Here is a 1,435-nt window from a genome sequence, read left to right on the forward strand (position 1 = left end):
GAGCTTGTCAAGTTTTCTGTGTAAGTGGGCATGGTCGGGGGTGGTTATAGGTGGGGGTTGATGCGGTCGGGGTAGGCCAGGGCGAGCTGTTCGAGGGCGCGTTTCCAGTTGGTGGTGACGGCGCCTTCGACGAGTCGGCCTTCGGCTTTGCGTTTGTCTGCCGGGACGCCGCGTTCTTTAGCTCTTTCGCGGGCTCGCTTGTCTTCGATGTTGCAGATCGCTAGCCAGAGCAGCTTCACGGCGGCGATGTCGTTGGGGAAGTGGCCGCGGTTCTTGGTCACTTTCCGCAGTTGGAAGTTCAGCGACTCGATCGAGTTGGTGGTGTAGATCACTCGCCGCAGCTCGGGTGGGTAGGCCAGGAACGGGATGAACCTCTCCCACGCGTCGCGGAACGCCTTGACGGCGGATGGGTAGCGCCGCCCCAGCTCGGATGCTTCGAACTCCTCGAGCGCGTCCAGCGCAGCTTGGTCGTTGGCGGCTTGGTAGATCGGTTTCAGGGCCGCGGCGACGGCTTTGCGGTCGCCGTAGCTGACGAACCGCATCGCCGCGCGGATCAGGTGCACCACGCAGGTTTGCACGGTCGCTTCCGGCCAGGTCGCTGCGACCGCGTCGGGGAAGCCGGTCAGGCCGTCGCAGCACACGATCAGTACGTCCCGTACGCCACGGTTGGCGAGCTCTGCGCACACCGACGCCCAGAATTTGGCGCCCTCCGTCGCTTGAACCCAAATGCCGAGGACGTGTTTGATGCCGTCCATATCGACCCCGACGGCGATGTGCGCGGCCTTGTTGCGCACATGGCCGCCGTCGCGGATCTTCACGATGATCGCGTCGAGGTAGATCACCGGGTACAGCGCTTCCAACGGCCGGTTCTGCCAAGCCAGGACCTCCTCACCGATCTCGTCGACGATCTTCGAGATCGTCTCGTGGCTGATGTCGGTGCCGATCGTGTTGAGGAGGTGGTGCTGGATGTCCCGCAGCGTCATCCCGCCGGCGTAGAGCGAGACGATCATCGCGTCCAGCCCGTCCAGCCGACGCTGGCGCTTCGGAACGAGCATCGGCGTGAACGACCCGTTACGGTCCCGCGGGACACGCAGCTCGAGGTCACCGACCTCGGTCGCGACGGTCTTGGGCGTCGCGCCGTTGCGTGAGTTCGGATACAACGCCGCGTCGGGCTCACCACGCTCGTAGCCAAGATGCTCGGTCAGTTCCGCGTCCAGACCGCGTTCCAGCGCCGCCTTCAACATCCCCCCGAGCAGCCCCTGCTCACCGGTCAACGGCTCGCCAGCGTCGATCTTCGCGAAGATCTCATCCAACGCACCGGACTGCTTGAGATGATCGGCAATTTCCTGCTGACGACGCCGGCGCTCCTCGCGCTCAGGACTTGGTTTCACCATGGACATAGTGTCTGCTCCTTCAGAGACGAAACCCGCCCCTT

General features: G+C 64.0%; 1 protein-coding gene. It reads right to left on the reverse strand.

Annotation, left to right across the window (positions count from 1 at the left end; all coding sequences use genetic code 11):
• Positions 1 to 44 precede the first annotated feature (44 nt).
• Positions 45 to 1,394 (reverse strand): IS256 family transposase, encoded by a 1,350-nt coding sequence (locus WDJ51_RS06195; protein ID WP_337851568.1) that lies wholly within the window; start codon positions 1,392 to 1,394, stop codon positions 45 to 47.
• Positions 1,395 to 1,435: the final 41 nt, after the last annotated feature.

The sequence above is a fragment of the Rathayibacter sp. YIM 133350 genome (assembly GCF_037404875.1).
Classification (GTDB): Bacteria; Actinomycetota; Actinomycetes; order Actinomycetales; family Microbacteriaceae; genus Orlajensenia.

Excerpts from the sequence above, each read along its gene's own strand:
- WDJ51_RS06195 (WP_337851568.1), bottom strand. The coding sequence starts at position 1,394 with ATGGTGAAACCAAGTCCTGAGCGCGAGGAGCGCCGGCGTCGTCAGCAG.